We start from the raw sequence: 17,008 nt of genomic DNA, 5'->3' as shown, positions 1-17,008 counted from the left end.
CGGCTCACCGACCCCCAACGGAATTACGCATCCCAGAGCGCCCCCAGCGACATCAGATCGCTCCGGTACTCGATCCGCTCCGACCACTCCTTGGGCCATGCCCCCGCCCCCAGATGCGCCCCCGCGAACGCCCCCGCCAGGGCCGCGATGGAGTCCGAGTCGCCTCTCGTGCACGCCGCCCGGCGCAGCGCCATGACCGGCTGTTCCGGGAAGAGCAGGAAGCACAGCAGGGCCGTGGCCAAAGCCTCCTCCGCGATCCAGCCGTCTCCCGTCGCCAGGCACGGGTCCGTCTCCGGGTTCGCCGTGCGCACCGCGGTCGCGAGCCGTTCCAGGACCTGCAGGCACTCGTCCCAGCCGCGGGCGATGAACGCCTCGGGCGTGGGGTCGTGGGAGTAGGTCCACAGATTGCCGAGCCACTGGTGGTAGTAGTGGCCGCGCATCTCGTACGCGTACGAGCGCAACTGGCCCACGAGCCCCATCGGCTCCGCACCTTGCGCGAGCAGGAACACGGCCCGGGCCGTGAGGTCACTGGCCGCCAGCGCCGTGGGATGGCCGTGAGTGAGTGCGGACTGCAACTGCGCAGCCCCCGCGCGCTGCTCCTCGCTCAGGCCGGGTACGAGTCCCACCGGCGCGACCCGCATGTTCGCGCCGCAGCCCTTGGAGCCGATCTGACTGGCCTCCTGCCAGGGCCGGTCGCTGTCGAGCTTCTGGCAGGCGACCATGCAAGTGCGGCCTGGCGCCCGGTTGTTCTCCGGGGAGTGGTACCAGTCGACGAACTCCTCGCGCACCGGCGGGATCAGCCGCGGCGCCACGAGCAGCCCGCGGTCCATGGCCGTGCGGATGCCGCGCGCCAGGGCGAGCGTCATCTGGGTGTCGTCCGAGACGATCGCGGGCCTGACGAGCTCCATCTCCCTCCACGGCCCGCACTTGGCGAGGATCTGAGGCACATCGTTGAACTCGGTCGGGAAGCCCAGCGCGTCCCCGAGCGCGAGCCCGATCAGCGTGCCGGTGGCCGCTTGTTTGGTGACGGTCCTCGTGGTCCTGATGGCGGTCATGCCTGCCGTCCTTCCGGTCGCAGGAGTGGTGGGTGCAGTGCCGATGCGGCACCCGCCCGGTACAGCGCGGCCGGTTTCCCGCGGCCGCCGGTGCGGCGCGGCGGGCCCTCGACCTGCTCGACGAAGCCGGGCGTGGTGAGGACTTTCCGCCGGAAGTTGGGGCGGTCGAGTTCGACACCCCAGACCGTCTCGTACACCTGCTGCAGCTCACCGAGAGTGAACTCGCGCGGGCAGAAGCTGGTGGCGAGGCAGGTGTATTCGAGCTTGGCGCCGATGCGTTCGTGCGCGTCGGCGAGGATCCGGTCGTGGTCGAAGGCGAGGCGGTCGGCGGATGACAGGTCCACCCACTGGGCGTGGGCCGCGTCTCCGCCACCGCGCGGCTCTGGCAGGTCCGGTACGAGCGCGGTGTACGCGACGGACACGACCCGCATCCGGGGATCGCGGTCGGGGTCGCTGTAGGTCCGCAGCTGTTCCAGATGAAGGTCGGCGACGGTCTCGTGGGACAGGCTGGTCTCCTCCGCGAGTTCACGGCGGGCTGCCTGCCCGGCCGACTCCCTGGGGCGTACGAAGCCGCCGGGGAGCGCCCAGGCGCCCTTGTACGGGTCCTCTCCGCGCTGGACGAGCAGCACGTGCAGCCGTCCCTCGCGGACCGTGAAGACGGCGAGGTCGACGGTGACCGCGAAGGGCGGGAAGGCGCCCGGGTCGTAGCCCTCCATCAGCTGCTCCTCGTCATCTCTTCTCCGGCAGGGGGGCGGCGAGGTCCCAGCCCTCGTCGATCAGTGCGTCCACGGCGGCGACGGCGGTGGCCAGGCGCTCCTCGTGCGGTCCGGTCAGCGTGATGAACGGGCGTCCGGTGCGGGTGAGTTCGTCCCGGAAGCGCCCGGTCATCCAGGGCCGCAGCTCCTCGCCGTCACGCAGCCCGTCGTCCTCGAAGGCCACGCCCTCGTGGTCGGTGAGCAGCCAGAGGTGGCGGGTGACCCGGCCGGCGATCTCCTCGACGAGAGGATTGCGCCCGCCGACGTACCGCTCGTGCCAGACGGCGGTCGCGAAGGAGTCGGTGTCGCAGAAGAGCACGGGCGAGCCGTTGCGGGCGAGCCGGTTCTCCCTGCGGTTCTGCCGCTTGGCTATCACCGGGAACTCCTCGGAGGTGAACTCCACGTCCTCCCACTGGCCTTCCGGCCACTTCTCACGCAGCGCGGCCAGCTTCTCCTCGCTGTAGTCGCGGCCGCATTCGGGCACCCACCGCGTGCTCGACCAGACTCCGCCGCGCCGCCGGTAGTACTCGGCCAGCGCGCGGGCCATGGTGGTGGTGCCGGTGGACTCGGCCCCGAGCACGACGACCCGGCGGGTGAGCCAGGCCCGTACCGGCTGCTCCAGGTAGTCCCAGCAGCCGACGGGGTCCTTGCGGACGGCGGTCCCGGAGACCGGGAACAGCGAGCGGTCCACGTCGACGCAGACATGCTCGGCGCCGAAGCGCCGGGCGAGTTCGTCCCCGTACGGCTCCGAGGTGAAGACGGCGTCCACGGCGTCACCCCAGTCCGGAACGGCCTCCTTGAAGATCGCCATGTGGGCGTCCCAGACGGCCGGATCCGTGAGGTCCACCGGGATGTCGTCCACGGCTCCGACGACCCACACGTCCTGGTGGATCTCCTCCATCCAGCGGACGCGCTCGTGCACCGGGATCGACTCCACCGAGGCGGCGCAGACGAGGACGGTCAGCCGCTCGCAGCGGTCCTTGGCCGTGCGAACGAGATGGTGGTGCCCCGCGTGCGGCGGATAGAACTTGCCGAGGACCAGCCCGTGCCGGTAGCGCTTCATGCCCGTACCACCGCCAAGTCCCGCTGCCCGGTGGCAAGATCACGCGACCAGTTGCGCAGTCCGATGACGCAGAGGGTCATGAATCCGGCGTACAGCAGCGAGGTGAGGTAGAGCTCCTTGTACGCGTAGAGCGGGATGTAGACCACGTCGGCGGCGATCCACAGCCACCAGGACTCCAGGCGCTTGCGGCACTGCCCGTACGTCGCCATCAGCGACAGGGCGGTGGTGAGCGCGTCCCAGAAGGGGACGCCCGAGTCCGTGGCCCGGCCGAGAAGGAGCGTCAGACCGAGGGTCCCCACCACCCCCGCCGCGAGCAGCCAGGTCCACTCGGCGCGGCTCGTGCGCCGTACCGGGAGGCCGTCGGGACCTGGTCCACCCCCGTGGGTCCAGGTCCACCAGCCGTACACGGCGAGGGTGATGAAGACGATTTGCAGGCCCGCGTCGGCGTACAGGCCGGCCTGGGTGAACAGCAGGATGAAGAAGAGGTTGTTGGCGATGCCGATCGGCCAGTTGGCGATGTGCTGGCGGGCGACGAGCCACACGCAGAGCGCGCCGCTGCCGAAGCCGAGGACCTCGGTCCAGCTCACCGGGGTGTCGAGCACGGTGAACAGCGGCTGCTGCAGTGGTTCGAGGATGTCCGCGAGACTCACGCCCGCCTCCTTTATAGTCACCTTGACTATAAAGGCCAACTGGCCCGTCCCACAAGACGCGAGAAGCCCGCGGCCTGAGATGACCGCGGGCTTCGTGCGAGAACTGGTGCGAGAACTGCTGGGACTACAGGCCGACTTCCTTCATCAGCATGCCGACCTCGGTGTTGGTCAGGCGGCGCAGCCAGCCGGACTTCTGGTCGCCCAGGCCGATGGGCCCGAAGGCCGTCCGTACGAGCCGGTCGACCGGGAAACCGGCCTCGGAGAGCATGCGGCGGACGATGTGCTTGCGGCCCTCGTGGAGTGTGACCTCGACCAGGTAGTTCTTGCCGGTGTTCTCGACGACCCGGAAGTGGTCCGCGCGGGCGTAGCCGTCCTCGAGCTGAATGCCGTCCTTGAGCCGCTTGCCCAGCTCGCGCGGGAGCGGACCCTGGATCGCGGCGAGGTAGGTCTTCTTCACGCCGTACTTGGGGTGGGTCAGCCGGTGGGCCAGCTCGCCGTGGTTGGTGAGCAGGATGATGCCCTCGGTCTCGGTGTCGAGCCGGCCGACATGGAAGAGACGCGTCTCACGGTTGGTGACGTAGTCACCGAGGCACTGGCGGCCGTCCGGGTCCTCCATCGTCGACACGACACCGGCGGGCTTGTTCAGCGCGAAGAAGAGGTGCGACTGGGTGGCGACGGTCAGCCCGTCGACCTTGATCTCGTCCTTGTCGGGGTCCACGCGCATGCCCTGCTCGACGACGATCTTGCCGTTGACCTCGACGCGTGCCTGGTCGATGAGCTCCTCGCAGGCGCGGCGCGAGCCCATGCCGGCGCGGGCGAGCACCTTCTGCAGCCGCTCGCCCTCCTGCTCGGCGCCCGGGAAGGTCTTCGGGGTCTTGACCTGCGGCTTGTCGGCGTACCTGTCCCGGTTGCGCTGCTCGATCTTGGCGTCGAGCTCACGGGGGCGGGACGGGGCGCTGCCGCGCCGGGTGCCCTGGGGCTTCTGCGCGGGCTTCGGGCCGCCCTTGGCGCCGCCGCGCGCGGCCGCGCCACGGCCCTTGCGGGGGCCGGCTTCCTCGGCGGAACCGCCCACGTCGTAGCGGCGCTCCTCGGGCCGGGGGCGGCGGGGGCGCTGCCCCTCCTTGTCGTCGCGCCCCTTGGCGCCCGCTCCACGGGAGTCCCGGTTCCCGCCTGCGCCCCGGGAGTCCCGGTTGCCGCTTCCGCTGTTCCTGCCGCTGCTTCGCATCAAAATTCCGTCTTGTCGTCTGCGTCGGTGTCCGGTGCGTCCGGATCGAACGACGGCACACCCTCTTGTGTCTCGGCCTCGATCGCTTCCGCCTCGGGGAGGAAGGGCGCGAGCTCCGGGAGCTCGTCCAGGCCTCGCAGGCCCATCCGCTCCAGAAAGTAGTTCGTCGTCCTGTACAGGATCGCACCTGTTTCAGGTTCCGCGCCCGCCTCCTCGACCAGACCGCGCTGAAGGAGGGTGCGCATGACGCCGTCGCAGTTCACTCCACGTACGGCCGAGACGCGAGAACGGCTGACCGGCTGCCGGTAGGCGACGACCGCGAGGGTCTCGAGAGCAGCCTGCGTGAGCCGGGCCTGCTGCCCGTCGAGGACGAAGCGCTCGACGGCGTCGGCGTGCTCGGCGCGGGAGTAGAACCGCCAGCCGCCCGCGACGAGCCGCAGCTCGAATCCGCGGCCCTGGACGGTGTACTCGTCCGCGAGCTCGCGCAGCGCGTCGGCGACGGCTCGGCGCGGCTGCTCCAGCACCTTGGCGAGGTGCTCCTCGGTGGCCGGCTCGTCGACGACCATGAGGACCGCTTCGAGCGCGGGCTTGAGATCACTCACGCGTTCTCGTCCTCCTCCTGGTTCTCGCGAACCTCAGAATCGAATTCGTCGGTCACGGTGGGCTGATCGGCGCCCTCGCCACCGGTCCAGCGCACCATGAGCTCCCCGAGGGCGTCCTCCTGCTCCAGGACGACGGCCTTCTCGCGGTAGAGCTCCAGCAGGGCGAGGAAGCGGGCTACGACGGTGAGGGTGTCGGGAGCGTCCGCGGCGAGCTCCCTGAAGCTCACCTGCCCGGCCTCCCGCAGCCGCGCGACGACCACCTCGGCCTGCTCGCGCACGGACACGAGGGGTGCGTGGATGTGGTCGATGTACACCTGCGGCTTGGGCCGGGGCTGCATGGCCTTGACGGCGAGTTTGGCGAAGCCCTCGGCGCCGATGCTGATGACGACCTCGGGCAACAGCTCGGCGTGATGGGGTTCGAGCCCGACGGTACGCGGATACCGCCTGCTCTCGTCCTCCAGCCGCCCGCTGAAGATCTCGGCGATCTGCTTGTACGCGCGGTACTGCAACAGCCGGGCGAAGAGCAGGTCACGCGCCTCGAGCAGCGCGAGATCGGCCTCGTCCTCCACCTCGGCGGCGGGGAGCAGCCGGGCGGCCTTGAGGTCGAGCAGGGTGGCGGCGACGACGAGGAACTCGGTGGTCTGATCGAGATCCCAGTCGTTGCCCATGGCGCGGATGTGCACCATGAACTCATCGGTGACCTTGGAGAGGGCGACCTCGGTCACGTCCAGCTTGTGCTTGGAGATGAGCTGCAACAGCAGATCGAAGGGCCCCTCGAAGTTCGCGAGCCGCACCTTGAACCGCCCGTCGTCGACGACGGGGACAGCGGACGCACCACCTTCGGCGGGCTCCGGCTCACCGGCGGGACGGGCCTGCGCGGCAGCGTCGCCGCGGGAACCGGGAGCGTCCTCCGCAGCCCCGGGCTCGGCCTCGGCCGGTCGACTCTCGGCGCCCCGAAGCGGCGCACTGCGCTCGGCCGGGGCCTCGCCGACCGCCTCCGGTGCGCCGGACGGAGGGGCCTCCGCTGCCTCGGCACCGCCGGAATCAGGGGACTCTCCCCCAGCCGCAGGCTCGACCGGACGGCCGACATCCGCAGGCTCGCCGTCGTCGCGAAGCGGGCGACCAGCCGCTGAGGGTTCGCCCACGGCCTCGCCGAAGTCGGAGCCGGAAGGCTCCTCCCCATCAGCCGTCCCCGGCTCAGCCGGACGACTCCCGGCGCCGCGCAGCCGGCGGCGGGGGGCCGGGGGCTCGGCCCCGGTTTCGGGAAGGGGCGGGGTGGGGGAAACCACCACCGCCTCCCCAGGCGCACGCGCCCCGCCCCGGTCCGCGCCAGGGCCGCGGCCCAGCGAGCGGCGGGGCGGCGGGGCGGATTCGTCGGTCGTGGGCATCGTGGTCCAGGGGCAAAAGGAGCAGGCGGGGCAGCGCGCAGGCTACCGTCAGCGCCCGCGCAGGCGTCGTACGAGAATGCTCGCGTCGCCGCGCTGCTCAAGATCCGCCAGCACCACGGCCACCGCCTCGCGGACGATACGCCCACGGTCGACGGCCAGCCCGTGCTCGCCGCGCAGCACCAGCCGCGCGTGTTCGAGGTCCATGAGTTCCTCGGCCGAGACATAGACCGTGATCTTCTCGTCGTGCCGTTCGCGCCCGCTGGGGCGGCGGTTCGCGCCACGGCCGCCGCGGCGCCGCGCCTGCCCGGCCGGAGCGGCGGCAGCGGACGCCTCCTGCGGACGCCGCGGCGCCCCGCCGGAAGCCTCGGCCTCCGCCGTCCGGCTGCGCCCCTCCGCTCCGGAGTCCGCCTCGGCCGCGGAGTGCTCCGCCGAGGAAGCGGACGCTGAAGCCGAGGAGGACGGCTCGGCCGCACCGTCCCCGACCGGATCGCTCTCCCCCGCCGGCGCCGGCACCCTCGGCTCGCCGTTGGCCTGCCTGCGCGGGGACGAGGACTGGAGCGCCATGCCCCCGGTCGTACGGAACAGCTCGTCGGCCCCGGGCAGACTCACTCGGCGTGACACCGGGCGAGCACCTCCCTGGCGAGCTGACGGTACGCGGCGGCGCCCACGGAGTTCGATGCGTACGTGGTGATGGGCTCACCGGCGACCGTCGTCTCGGGGAAGCGCACCGTCCGGCCGATCACCGTGTGGTAGACGTGATCGTCGAAGGCCTCGACGACCCGCGCCAGGACCTCACGGCTGTGCACCGTACGGGAGTCGTACATCGTGGCGAGGATGCCGTCGAGCTCCAGGTCGGGGTTGAGCCGCTCCTGGACCTTCTCGATCGTCTCGGTCAGCAGAGCCACACCACGCAGCGCGAAGAACTCGCACTCGAGCGGCACGATCACCTTGTGCGCCGCGGTCAGCGCGTTCACCGTGAGCAGGCCGAGCGAGGGCTGACAGTCGATCACGATGTAGTCGTAGTCGGACATCAGCGGCTTCAGCGCACGCTGCAGCGTCGACTCGCGCGCGACCTCGCTCACCAACTGCACTTCCGCGGCCGAGAGATCGATATTGCTCGGCAGCAGGTCCATGTTGGGGACCGCGGTCTTCAGCAGTACCTCGTCCGCCGACATGCCCCGCTCCATGAGCAGGTTGTAGACGGTGAGGTCCAGCTCCATCGGATTGACGCCGAGGCCGACCGACAGGGCTCCCTGCGGGTCGAAGTCGACGAGCAGCACTCGCCGTCCGTACTCCGCGAGCGCGGCGCCCAGGTTGATCGTCGACGTCGTCTTGCCGACGCCGCCCTTCTGGTTGCACATCGCGATGATCTTCGCGGGGCCGTGAGAGGTCAGCGGGCCCGGGATCGGGAAGTACGGCAGCGGCCGCCCGGTGGGGCCGATCCGCTCGCGGCGCTGACGCGCGGCGTCAGGGGCGAGGGTGGCCGCGTACTCGGGATCGGGCTCGTACTCGGCATCGGGGTCGTAGAAGTGCCCCTCGGGGACTTCCTCGTAGGCGGCGAAGTGGGTGGACTCTCGGCCACTCTCGTTGCCGGCCATGGCGTTCACGTGTTGGCCGTCCATCATCTTCATCGTGTGGGCTGTCGTCATGTGCGTCGGGTGCGTCGTGTGCTGAAGCGTCTCGAAGGTTCGGACAGCGACGGAGCCGACAGCCTCGGGCCCGGGCTGCTCTGTTGACGGGACCCGGCCCCTCGCAGGCATCCCTGGTTGACCACCCCCGGGAGTAAATGTCGACTCATTCACAAGTCGTCTTACCTCCTTGGACGTGACCAGGACTTTATCGATAGGTCAGCGTGGCACCATGCCGACGGTTTGCGACTCTATGGCGTGTCACCGGTCCGCAGCAACACAATCCGCCGGACCCGGCCCGATGTGTCGGCAACCGAACACCCTTCTGTCAAGGGTGCTCAGGACTCACGGCGTGACCTGGGCGTCAAGTTTCGAGGGTGCGCGAAACGGTTAAAGGGTTACGTTCGAGGCGAGTTGAACGAGCGTCGCAAAGTGGTCGTATACACGTCCGGCCGGACCTTGCTCGGCAAGGTCCGGCCGTTGGCATGATGTTGACGACGCGGTTGACTGTCAGCCGAGAAGCGCGCTCAGTTCGATGCTCTGCAGGCCGTGGGCCTCGGCGACCGGGCCGTAAACGACCTGGCCGTCATGGGTGTTGAGGCCCTTGGCGAGCGCCGGGTCACGGCGCAGCGCCTCGACCCAGCCGCGGTTGGCGAGCTCCAGGATGTAGGGAAGCGTCGCGTTGGTGAGCGCGTACGTCGAGGTGTTCGGCACCGCGCCCGGCATGTTGGCGACGCAGTAGAAGACCGAGTTGTGGACCATGAAGGTCGGCTCGGCGTGGGTGGTCGGACGCGAGTCCTCGAAGCAGCCACCCTGATCGATTGCAATGTCGACAAGTACACTTCCGGGCTTCATCTTGGCGACGAGCTCGTTGGTGACCAGCTTCGGCGCCTTGGCACCCGGGATGAGAACCGCGCCGATGACGAGGTCGGCCTCCACGACGGCCTTCTCGAGCTCGTAGGCGTTGGAGACGATCGTCTTCACCTTGGTGCCGAAGATCTTGTCGGCCTCACGCAGCTTGTTGATGTCGCGGTCGAGCAGGGTCACGTGGAAGCCCATGCCGACGGCGATCTGCGTGGCGTTCCAGCCGGAGACACCACCGCCGATGACGACAGCCTCGCCGGCCGACGTGCCCGGGACGCCGCCCGGCAGGACGCCGCGGCCGCCGACCGAGCGCATCAGGTGGTACGCGCCGACCTGCGGGGCCAGCCGGCCCGCGACCTCGGACATCGGGGCGAGCAGCGGCAGCGCCCGGTTCGCGGTCTCGACCGTCTCGTACGCGATGGCGGTGGTGCCGGACTCCAGCAGGGCGTCCGTGCACTCCCGGGAGGCGGCGAGGTGCAGGTAGGTGAAGAGCGTCTGGTCCTTGCGGAGGCGGTGGTACTCCTCGGCGATGGGCTCCTTGACCTTCAGCAGCAGGTCGGCGGTCGCCCAGACCTCGTCGGCGGTGGGCAGGATCTGCGCACCCGCGGCGACGAACTCGCCATCCGTGATCGAGGAGCCGACACCGGCGTCCTGCTCGATGAAGACCTGGTGGCCGTGGCGCACCAGCTCGTGCACACCAGCGGGGGTGATGGCCACCCGGAACTCGTTGTTCTTGACCTCGCGGGGGATGCCGACCTTCACGTCGATCACGGTCCTTGGCTCAGGGGATACGGGGGCAATGCCATACATACCCGGATACGCACGGCGCACCGGAGGACACCACGAGAACATGTGGCGGAGCCAGTCTAATGAAGGATTTCCGACTGTCTAGCCTTACAAAGCATCAATCTTTGGCTGAAGTGCTGCGGATTTCGTAGGCGGAACCTTCCTCTCCGAGCAGTCTTCCCGCGGTCGCACGGTGCAGCCGGGCCGCCGCCGGGTCACCCAGCCGGTCGAGGGTGTCGGCCAGCCTGAGCTGCAGCGCTGCCTGCAGCCGGGCGTCCCCGGCCTGCCGCGCCCACTCCACCGCCTCGCGGCAGGTGTGCAGGGATTCCTCCGGCCGGCCGGCGTATTCCTGTACGCGGGCCACCTCACTCAACGCCCGCGCCTGGGACGGGAGATCGCCGAGCCTGCGGTATCCGGCCGCGGCGGCCCGCCAGCTGCGCAGGGCCTCGCCGTACCGGCCCGCATACGTGTGCGCGGTGCCGAGCCTCCCGTAGAGCCTCGCCTCGTCCGCCCGCTCGCCGCGCGTCTGGCGCTGGGCGAGCGCCCTCCCGTACCAGTCGGCGGCCCGCTGCCAGTCCCCCAGATCCTGGTGGGCAGCGCCTACGGATTCCATCGCACGGCCGGTCGCGTACGGGTCATGTGCCGCCCGTCCGGCGTCCAGAGCGGCCCGGTAGCGGACCAGCGCGTCCTTGGCACGGCCAGTCTGCGCATCCAGATCGGCGAGATTGAGCAGGGCTGCGGCCTCCTCCCGGTGCAGCCCGCGGCGCTGGGCGACGGAGAGCACCAGTTGGTGCAGACCGTAGAGATCCGGCGCCGCCGCCTCGGTGCCGCGGTGTGCGGCCAGTGCCCGGACCAAGGCGGCGACCAGCCGTCGCGCCAGGGTGTCCAGATCGCCGTCCTCGACCGCCAGACGCGCAGCGGCCAGCAGCGCGGGCCGTCGCAGCCGCAGCCACTCCGCCGCGGCGGCCGCGTTGGCGAAGCGCAGCGCGCGCGGCATCCCGGCCAGCTTCTTGACGGCCGGGGAGCCGTCCGGCTCGGTGACGGCACGGCAGGCCCGCAGCTGTCGAACGGTCCGCTCCAGCATCCGGGCCCGGGCCAGCTGCACCTCGGCCGGCCGGTCCTGCGCCTCCATCAGCGCGCGCAGCAGCGGCGCGAGGGCGCCCGGCACCTCGTACTGAACGTCCGCCGCCGTCGACGAGGGCCCCGCGACGGTGTGCAGAAAGCCCAGGGCCGCGAGTTCGTGGAGCGTCGAGCCGGCGGCCTGGACCGAGCAGCCGACCAGTGCGGACGCGGTGTGGGCGTCGGCCGTCCCACCCGGCGCGAGGGCCAGCAGTCGCAGCATCCCGGCGGCCGACGGCGGCAGGGATTCGTAGCCGAGCCGGAAGGCACGGGCGAGCGGCCGGGCACTCGTGGGCTGCTCCCCCACGTCCGGCAGTCCCCGCAGCCGCTTGGCCACGTCGGCGACCGACGCCCGCGGCCGGGCGGCCAGCCAGCCGCCGATCAGGACCAGTGCGGCGGGCAGCCCGCCGCACTCCTCGGCGATGGACTCGGCGGCCTGCGGATCCACGGTGATCCGCACCGAGCCGGTGAAGGTGCGGAGCAGCTCGATCGCGGATTTGGCGTCCATGCCGCCGAGGGTGCACGGCCGTACGTCGGGAATGCCGGTGAGCGGGCCCTGGGCCACGGCGAGGACCAGGCAGTCGGAGTTGTCGGGCAGCAGCGGGTCGACCTGTTCGGCGTCGCCGGCGTCGTCGAGGAACAGCAGCGTGCGGCGTACGGCGAGCGCCTCGCGGACCATCTCGGTCAGCTCGTCCTCGTCCGCGCCGGGCGGCGATGCGATGGAGAGGGAGTCGAGCAGTGCGCGGGCCGCCTGTTCCATGGGGACCCGTCGTCCGCCCGGCTCGGTCAGCCGGGTGCGCAGTACCCCGTCGGGGTAGTCGTCGGCGAGCCTGCGCGCCAGTTCATCGGCGAGTGCGGTTCGGCCCGATCCCGGCCGCCCGGCGATCAGGAGCACCCGGGCGCGCGGAGCCTTGCGTCCGGAGATGGTGTCCAGGCCGGCCCGTTCGATGTCGGCCCGCAGGGCCTTCAACTCCCGCTGGCGACCGAAGAATTGGTTGCCCGACGCACCGGCCTGGCCGCCCACGTCCACCGCCTGATCCGTCACGGGCCACGCTCCCGTCCAGTCCGCGCACGAGCCGAGCCCGCAGGGACTCCGCACGGGCGTTCCGAGCGTAGTTCACGCTCTGCTACGAACCGTGCGGAGCATGGCGGGCGCATCGCCCGATCGGATCAGCAGATCGTCGGACCGGAGCGGGTACCTGAGCTGGTTCAGGCCTCGAAGGGGCGGGCCGGCCAGGGAGCCTCGGCCGGGCGCAGCGAGTCGAAGCCCTCCCCGTTCAGTACCGCGGTCAGCGAGAGGACGCCCACGATCAGGCAGTTGTTGTGCAGATCGCCCGCGAGTGCGCCGTGCACGATCTCCTGGAGCGGAACCCGCGCGAGCTCCATGTCGGCCTCCTCCTCGGAGACCTCGAAGCGCTCCCCCTCCGCCTCCGACAGATCGCGGGCGAGGAAGATCCGTACGGCCTCGTCGCAGCCGCCCGGCGTGGGGTAGACGTCGGCCAGTACCCGCCAGTCCTCGGCCTTGACGTGCGCCTCCTCGTACAGCTCGCGCTGTGCGGCGTGCAGCGGGTTCTCCCCGGGCACGTCCAGGAGGCCGGCCGGGATCTCCCAGAGCTTGTGGCGCACGGGGTGACGGTACTGGCGCAGTACGAGAACACGGCCGGCGTCGTCGAGGGCGAGCACCGCCACCGAACCGGGGTGGACCTGGTAGTCACGCCGTGCCACCGTGCCGTCGGGCATGACCACGTCGTCGGTGCGGACACTGGTCTTGTTGCCCCGGAAAGGCGTCGCGGTCGCGACGACCTGCCACTGCTCGGGCGTGTCCTTGATGGTCATGAAAAACGTCCTCCCGCCACGTACATGCAGAACCGGGGCACGCGCCCGCGGGGCCTTGTGCGGGGATACCCCCGGACCCCGAGGCCCGGGCCCCGGTCAACCGTAACGCCTGTGCGCTACTTGGCCGTCTTGCGCTCCACCGCGGCCTTCACCAGACCGGCGAAGAGCGGGTGCGGACGCGTCGGGCGCGAGCGCAGTTCCGGGTGCGCCTGGGTGGCGACCAGGTAGGGGTGCACCTCGCGCGGGTACTCGACGTACTCGACGAGCCTGTTGTCGGGGGACGTGCCCGAGAAGAGGATGCCCGCCTTCTTCTCCAGCTCCGCGCGGTAGGCGTTGTTCACCTCGTAGCGGTGGCGGTGGCGCTCCTCGACGTAGGGCTGGTCGCCGTAGACCTCGCGGACGATCGAGCCCTCGGCGAGCTTGGCCGGGTAGAGGCCGAGGCGCATCGTTCCGCCGAGGTCGCCCGCGCCCTCCACATAGGCCAGCTGCTCCTCCATGGTGGAGATCACCGGGTGGGCGGTGGCGGAGTCGAACTCGGTGGAGTTGGCCTCGGGGATCTCGGCCAGGTTGCGCGCGGCCTCGATCACGATGCACTGCAGGCCGAGGCACAGGCCGAGCAGCGGGATCTTGTTCTCGCGGGCGTAGGTGATCGCGCCGACCTTGCCGTTCACACCGCGGTCGCCGAAGCCGCCGGGGATGAGGACCGCGTCGACGTCAGCGAGCTGCTTGGCGGCGCCGGCCGGGGTCTTGCAGTCGTCGGAGGTGACCCACTTGACCGTGACACGGGCCTTGTTGGCGAAGCCGCCGGCGCGCAGCGCCTCGGTCACCGAGAGATAGGCGTCAGGGAGATCGATGTACTTGCCGACCAGCGCGACCGTGACCTCGTGGTCGGGGTTGTGCACCCGGTCCAGCAGGTCGTCCCACGTGGTCCAGTCGACATCGCGGAACGGCAGGTCGAGCTTGCGTACGACATAGGCGTCCAGGCCCTCGGTGTGCAGCACCTTGGGGATGTCGTAGATCGACTTGGCGTCGATGGCCGCGACCACGGCCGCCTCGTCCACGTCGCACATCAGCGAGATCTTGCGCTTGATCGCGATCGGAACATCGCGGTCCGCTCGCAGCACGATCGCGTCTGGCTGAATACCGATGTTCCGAAGGGCGGCTACGGAGTGCTGGGTCGGCTTGGTCTTGAGCTCGCCGGAGGGGCCGATGTAGGGCAGCAGCGAGATGTGCACGACGAAGACGTTGTCCCGGCCGACCTCGTGGCGGACCTGGCGGACGGTCTCCAGGAACGGCAGTGACTCGATGTCGCCGACGGTGCCGCCGACCTCGGTGATGACGACATCGACGTCGTCGGTCGCCATGCGACGGATGCGGTGCTTGATCTCGTTGGTGATGTGCGGGATGACCTGGACGGTGTCGCCCAGGTACTCACCGCGCCGCTCCTTGGCGATGACCTGGGAGTAGACCTGCCCCGTGGTGACGTTGGCCGAGCCGTCGAGGTCGACGTCGAGGAAGCGCTCGTAGTGGCCGATGTCCAGGTCGGTCTCGGCGCCGTCGTTGGTGACGAACACCTCACCGTGCTGGAAGGGGTTCATCGTGCCCGGGTCGACGTTCAGATACGGGTCGAGCTTCTGCATGGTGACCCGCAGGCCCCGCGCCTTGAGCAGCGCGCCCAGGCTGGAGGCCGTGAGGCCCTTGCCGAGGGAGGAGGCGACACCCCCGGTGACGAAGATGTGCTTGGTCGTCATGGATTTGGGCGGCATCGCCAAGAGGGGGCTCCCGTGGTCGCGAGGTGAGGTGCGTACCGGCGTCCCTTCCGGTCGTCCGGAGGGGGCCGTCGCTGCGGTTTCGGGGCCTCTGATTCGCACAGGACGGCCACCGGTCCACGGGGTACCAGGGTATCAGCGCCGACGGGAGACTGCTTCCGGCCACGCGTCGCCACTTGCGTACGCCGCTCACCAGGACTCACCCTTGGCTCACTCGTTCGGCTGAGTTGTGTTGCCGAGACGGGCGCGCAGATCATTACTGTGCGTCGTATCCTGCTCGGACACTCGCTCGCCGAGCGATGCAGAGGGGCGCGCGAAGCGCATCGAGCAGGGTGGTGGAGGGCGACGGGTGGGACGTCACATGACACCATCATCCGTCGACCGGAACACCGCGCTCGTCGACGACCCTTGACAGCAGTAAGCGCCCCGCGGGGCGGACGTGGCCGTTCGACTGGAGATGCACGTGGCCGGGCGCATCGAGGATTACGCACTTATCGGAGACATGCAGACCGCAGCACTGGTCTGCAGGGACGGAACAGCGGACTGGCTGTGCCTACCCCGCTTCGACTCGCATGCCATTTTCGCGGGCCTCCTCGGTACCGAGGAGCACGGTTTCTGGCGGCTCGGTCCTGCGCACTCCGCGGAGGCGGGGCCTCCAGCCGCCGACCGGCGTCGCTACCGCGGTGACTCGCTGATCCTCGAATCGGAGTGGGACACGCCCCGCGGCACGGTCCGCGTGACGGACTTCATGCCGCCGCGTGACGGCGCGCCCCAGCTCATCCGGATCGTGGAGGGCGTGAGCGGGCGCGTGCCGATGCGCTCCGCACTGCGCATGCGCTTCAGTTACGGGCGTGTGGTGCCCTGGGTCCACAAGGTCGACGGGCGCACGGTCGCCGTCGCCGGACCGGACTCGGTCTGGCTGGACACCTCCACGGAGACGTACGGCAAGAACCTCACCACGTACTCCGACTTCACCGTCGCTCCCGGCGAGCGGATCGCGTTCACGATCAGCTGGCAGCCCTCGCACCACCAGCCGCCGGCGCTGCCGGACCCGGAGGGCTCGCTGGAGGCGACCGAGGACTTCTGGCGGGAGTGGGTCGAGCACTGCACGTACCACGGGCCCTACCGCGAGGCCGTGGTCCGCTCGCTGATCACGCTGAAGGCGCTGACCTACGCGCCGACGGGCGGAATCGTGGCCGCGCCGACGACCTCGCTGCCGGAGGAGATCGGCGGCGTACGCAACTGGGACTACCGCTACACCTGGCTGCGCGACGCCGCGATCACCCTGTCCTCGCTGCTGCGCACCGGCTACCGCGAGGAGGCCCGCGCCTGGCGCGAGTGGCTGCTGCGCTCGGTGGCGGGCGACCCGGAGAACCTGCAGATCATGTACGGGATCGCGGGCGAACGGGAGCTGGGCGAGGCCGAGTTGGACTGGCTGCCCGGCTATGAGAACTCCGCTCCGGTACGCGTCGGCAACGGCGCGGCGCACCAGCTCCAGCTGGATGTGTACGGCGAGGTCACCGAGGCGCTGCATCTGGCGCACATGACCGGCCTGGCGCGCAACGACTACGCCTCGCTGCTCCAGCTCAAGCTGATCCGCTACCTGGAGAAGCACTGGGACCAGCCCGACGAGGGCATCTGGGAGGTGCGCGGGCCGCGCAGGCACTTCGTGCACTCGAAGGTGATGGCGTGGGTCGCGGTCGACCGGACGATCAAGCTGATCGAGTCCGGCGACGCGGACGGTCCCATCGAGCGGTGGCGCGAGATGCGTGACGACATCCACCGCGATGTCTGCGAGAAGGGGTACGACCAGGAGCGCAACACGTTCACGCAGTCGTACGGCTCCAAGGAGCTGGACGCCTCCCTGCTGCTGATTCCGCAGATGGGCTTTCTGCCGCCGGACGACAAGCGCGTCATCGGCACGATCGAGGCGATCCAGCGGGAGCTGGGCACGGAGGACGGTTTCGTCCTGCGCTACCCGACCGCGGGCGAGGACGCCGGTGTGGACGGTCTGGAGGGCGACGAGGGCGCGTTCCTGGCCTGCTCGTTCTGGCTCGCGGACGACCTGGCGATGATCGGCCGGGTGGACGAGGCGAGGCGGCTCTTCGAGAAGCTGCTCTCGCTCCGCAACGACCTGGGGCTGCTTGCCGAGGAGTGGGACGCGAAGCTGCAGCGGCAGGTGGGGAACTTCCCACAGGCGTTCAGCCATGTCCCGCTGATCGACACGGCGCTGCGGCTGACGGCCTCGGGCGCGTACGGAGGATAGAG

Annotated in this window: 14 protein-coding genes; 1 reads left to right on the top strand and 13 read right to left on the bottom strand. The window is 70.2% G+C overall.

Features of this window, described 5'->3' with window-relative positions; all coding sequences use genetic code 11:
• Positions 1–23: 23 nt before the first annotated feature.
• From OG905_RS31875 to OG905_RS31815, 13 genes are all read right to left on the bottom strand, one after another.
• Positions 24–1,055 carry an ADP-ribosylglycohydrolase family protein gene (locus OG905_RS31875; protein ID WP_328679525.1) on the bottom strand — a complete coding sequence of 344 codons (1,032 nt, stop codon included), beginning with the start codon at positions 1,053–1,055 and terminating at the stop codon, positions 24–26.
• Positions 1,052–1,771: an NUDIX hydrolase gene (locus OG905_RS31870; protein WP_328679523.1), complete on the bottom strand. Its 720-nt coding sequence runs from the start codon at positions 1,769–1,771 to the stop codon at positions 1,052–1,054. The genes OG905_RS31875 and OG905_RS31870 overlap by 4 nt, the downstream gene beginning before the upstream one ends.
• 13 nt (positions 1,772–1,784) lie before the next feature.
• The gene (locus OG905_RS31865; RefSeq protein ID WP_328679521.1) at positions 1,785–2,873 is read right to left on the bottom strand and encodes an AAA family ATPase; all 1,089 of its coding nucleotides are present in this window, start codon (positions 2,871–2,873) and stop codon (positions 1,785–1,787) included.
• Positions 2,870–3,523, bottom strand: a complete 654-nt coding sequence (pnuC, locus tag OG905_RS31860) for a nicotinamide riboside transporter PnuC (protein WP_328679519.1) — start codon at positions 3,521–3,523, stop codon at positions 2,870–2,872. Before pnuC ends, OG905_RS31865 begins: the two co-directional genes overlap by 4 nt.
• Positions 3,524–3,647: 124 nt before the next feature.
• The gene (locus OG905_RS31855) at positions 3,648–4,748 is read right to left on the bottom strand and encodes a pseudouridine synthase (protein ID WP_328679517.1); all 1,101 of its coding nucleotides are present in this window, start codon (positions 4,746–4,748) and stop codon (positions 3,648–3,650) included.
• On the bottom strand, positions 4,748–5,314 hold the full coding sequence (gene scpB / locus OG905_RS31850) for an SMC-Scp complex subunit ScpB (protein WP_360881515.1): 567 nt from the start codon (positions 5,312–5,314) through the stop codon (positions 4,748–4,750). The genes OG905_RS31855 and scpB overlap by 1 nt, the downstream gene beginning before the upstream one ends.
• A 32-nt stretch (positions 5,315–5,346) precedes the next feature.
• Positions 5,347–6,495, bottom strand: a complete 1,149-nt coding sequence (locus OG905_RS31845) for a segregation/condensation protein A (RefSeq protein WP_443044017.1) — start codon at positions 6,493–6,495, stop codon at positions 5,347–5,349.
• Positions 6,496–6,786: 291 nt separating this feature from the next.
• Entirely contained in the window at positions 6,787–7,347 is a 561-nt protein-coding gene (locus OG905_RS31840) for a hypothetical protein (protein ID WP_328682714.1), read from the bottom strand.
• A complete protein-coding gene (locus OG905_RS31835; protein WP_328679511.1) occupies positions 7,344–8,498 on the bottom strand; it encodes a ParA family protein in 1,155 nt (384 codons plus the stop codon). The genes OG905_RS31840 and OG905_RS31835 overlap by 4 nt, the downstream gene beginning before the upstream one ends.
• 378 nt (positions 8,499–8,876) lie before the next feature.
• A complete protein-coding gene (gene ald / locus OG905_RS31830; protein WP_328682712.1) occupies positions 8,877–9,992 on the bottom strand; it encodes an alanine dehydrogenase in 1,116 nt (371 codons plus the stop codon).
• 142 nt (positions 9,993–10,134) lie between these two features.
• The gene (locus OG905_RS31825) at positions 10,135–12,180 is read right to left on the bottom strand and encodes a tetratricopeptide repeat protein (RefSeq protein ID WP_328679509.1); all 2,046 of its coding nucleotides are present in this window, start codon (positions 12,178–12,180) and stop codon (positions 10,135–10,137) included.
• A gap of 164 nt (positions 12,181–12,344) precedes the next feature.
• On the bottom strand, positions 12,345–12,971 hold the full coding sequence (locus tag OG905_RS31820) for an NUDIX hydrolase (protein ID WP_328679508.1): 627 nt from the start codon (positions 12,969–12,971) through the stop codon (positions 12,345–12,347).
• Between the two features lie 116 nt (positions 12,972–13,087).
• Positions 13,088–14,737: a CTP synthase gene (locus OG905_RS31815; RefSeq protein ID WP_328679506.1), complete on the bottom strand. Its 1,650-nt coding sequence runs from the start codon at positions 14,735–14,737 to the stop codon at positions 13,088–13,090.
• A 466-nt stretch (positions 14,738–15,203) separates the two neighbouring features.
• Here OG905_RS31815 and OG905_RS31810 point away from each other — a divergent pair, with 466 nt between their 5' ends.
• Entirely contained in the window at positions 15,204–17,006 is a 1,803-nt protein-coding gene (locus OG905_RS31810; RefSeq protein WP_328682710.1) for a glycoside hydrolase family 15 protein, read from the top strand.
• The last annotated feature ends 2 nt before the right edge of the window (positions 17,007–17,008 follow it).

The sequence above is a fragment of the Streptomyces sp. NBC_00322 genome (assembly GCF_036147535.1).
Lineage (GTDB): Bacteria > Actinomycetota > Actinomycetes > Streptomycetales > Streptomycetaceae > Streptomyces.
Note: the sequence above shows the minus strand (reverse complement) of the source record. Positions and strands in the feature narration are given on the sequence as shown.